General features: G+C 71.5%; 2 protein-coding genes. Both read left to right on the forward strand.

Going from position 1 to position 2,308, the window contains the following annotated elements:
- Window positions 1-139 precede the first annotated feature (139 nt).
- Window positions 140-1,903, forward strand: a complete 1,764-nt coding sequence (treZ, locus tag ACFQ36_RS22240) for a malto-oligosyltrehalose trehalohydrolase (protein ID WP_377017668.1) — start codon at window positions 140-142, stop codon at window positions 1,901-1,903.
- A 121-nt stretch (window positions 1,904-2,024) separates the two neighbouring features.
- On the forward strand, window positions 2,025-2,308 hold a 284-nt coding region (locus ACFQ36_RS22245), incomplete at its 3' end, for an NAD(P)H-hydrate epimerase (protein WP_377017670.1).

Below are 2,308 nucleotides of genomic sequence, written 5' to 3' on the forward strand. Positions count from 1 at the left end.
GCTGGCGGGACACCGCCGTCGTGCTGCCGGCGGGCAGCTGGCGGGACGAACTGACCGGGCAGGCCTTCGCCGCCGGCCCGCCGGCGGTGTCCGAGGTCTTCGCGCAGCTGCCGGTGGCGCTGCTGGTCAGGGAGGAAGCATGAGCACGGACTTCACCAACTTCACCGTCTGGGCGCCGGAGGCGGAACGCGTGGACCTGGTGGTCGGCCCGGACGCCGCCGCCCTGCCGATGGAACGGGCGGAACAGGGCTGGTGGCGGCTCTCCGCCGGTGCCGCCGCACAGCTGCCGGCGGGGGAGCTGGATTACGGCTACAGCCTCGACGGCGGCGCGCCGCTGCCGGATCCGCGCTCACGCCGCCAGCCGGCAGGCGTGCACAAGCTCTCGCGCACCTTCGATCCGTCCGGACACACCTGGCAGGATGCCGGCTGGCGCTCGCCGGGGCTGCAGGGCGGGGCCATCTACGAACTGCATGTGGGCACCTTCACTCCGGAGGGGACGCTGGACGCCGCCGCCGGGCGGCTGGACTACCTGGCCGGCCTCGGCGTCGACTTCATCGAGCTGCTGCCGGTCAACGCCTTCAACGGCACCCACAACTGGGGCTACGACGGCGTGCTTTGGTACGCGGTGCAGGAGGACTACGGCGGGCCGGCGGCGTACCAGCGCTTCGTGGACGCCGCGCACCGGCACGGGCTCGGCGTCATCCAGGACGTGGTGTACAACCACCTGGGTCCCAGCGGCAACTACCTGCCGCAGTTCGGCCCCTACCTGAAACAGGGGGACGCGAACACCTGGGGGGACAGCGTGAACCTGGACGGGCCCGGCTCGGACCAGGTCCGCCGGTACATCGTGGACAACGCCCTGATGTGGTTCCGCGACTACCACGTGGACGGGCTGCGCCTGGACGCCGTCCACGCCTTCCGGGACGAACGTGCCATCCACCTGCTCGAGGAACTGGCCACCGCCACGGACGCCTGCGCCGCCGAGCTGGGCAAGCCGCTGTTCCTGGTCGCCGAGTCGGACCTGAACAACCCGCGGCTGATTGAATCCCGCACGGTCAACGGCTACGGGCTGGCCGGGCAGTGGAGCGATGACTTCCACCACGCCGTGCACGTAAACCTCACCGGCGAAACCCAGGGCTACTACGAGGACTTCAACTCGCTGGCGGCGCTGGCCAAGGTCCTCTCCGGCGGCTTCTTCCACGACGGCAGCTACTCCTCCTTCCGCGGCCGGCACCACGGCCGGCCCATCAACCCTGCGCGCGTGGGCACGCACCAGCTGGTGGTGTGCACGCAGAACCACGACCAGGTCGGCAACCGGGCGGCCGGGGACCGGATCACCGCCCACCTGGACTACGGGTCGCTGGCGGTGGCCGCCGTGCTGAACCTGGCTTCCCCGTTCACCCCCATGCTGTTCATGGGCGAGGAATACGGGGCTACGACGCCCTGGCAGTTCTTCACCTCCCACCCCGAGCCCGAGCTTGGCGAGGCCACGGCCAGGGGGCGGCTGAAGGAATTCGAGCGCATGGGTTGGGACCCGGCCACGGTGCCCAACCCGCAGGACCCGGCCACCTTCACCCGCTCCAAGCTGGACTGGGACGAGGCCGGCCGCGGCGACCACGCCCGGCTGCTGCAGCTGTACCGGGAGCTGATTGCGCTGCGCCGCAAGACCCCGGAACTGACCGACCCGGACTTCGCGGCCACCACGGTGGATTTCGACGAGGACGCACGCTGGCTGGCCCTGCACCGCGGCGCCGTCACCGTGGTGTTCAACTTCGGGGGCGGCCCGCAGAATCTGGGGCCCGGGGTCGGCGAAATCCTGCTGGCCACCGACGACGGGATCCGGCTGCAGGACGAAGGGGTGCATCTGCCGGCCACGTCCGCCGCCATCCTCCGCCGCCGCTAACCCCCCCAACTGCAAAAATTGCTCAGCAGATGCTCCCCGCGGCGGGAAAGCGGGCGGCAAATGTCCCGTCCCGGCATGTCTGCCGTCAGCCCCGGCCACCGCGGCAACCCGAAAGGACCCCATGATCAAGGCCTGGACCGGAACGCAGATCCGCGCCGCCGAGGCGCCCCTGCTGGCGGCAGGCCGGGGGCCGGAGCTGATGCAGCGGGCCGCGCACGGGCTGGCCAACGCCGTGGTGCGCGAACTTGTCCAGCGCCGCGGCAAGGCCTACGGCGCCAAGGTGGCGGTGCTGGCTGGCAGCGGCAACAACGGCGGGGACGCCCTGTACGCCGGAGCCTTCCTGGCCCGCCGCGGGGTGCGGCCGACGGCGGTACTCACCGCCGGACGCTGGCATGCCGGGGCGCT

Source organism: Arthrobacter sp. GCM10027362, from assembly GCF_042679445.1.
Lineage (GTDB): Bacteria > Actinomycetota > Actinomycetes > Actinomycetales > Micrococcaceae > Crystallibacter.

Excerpts from the sequence above, each read along its gene's own strand:
- treZ (WP_377017668.1), top strand. The coding sequence starts at position 140 with ATGAGCACGGACTTCACCAACTTCACCGTCTGGGCGCCGGAGGCGGAA.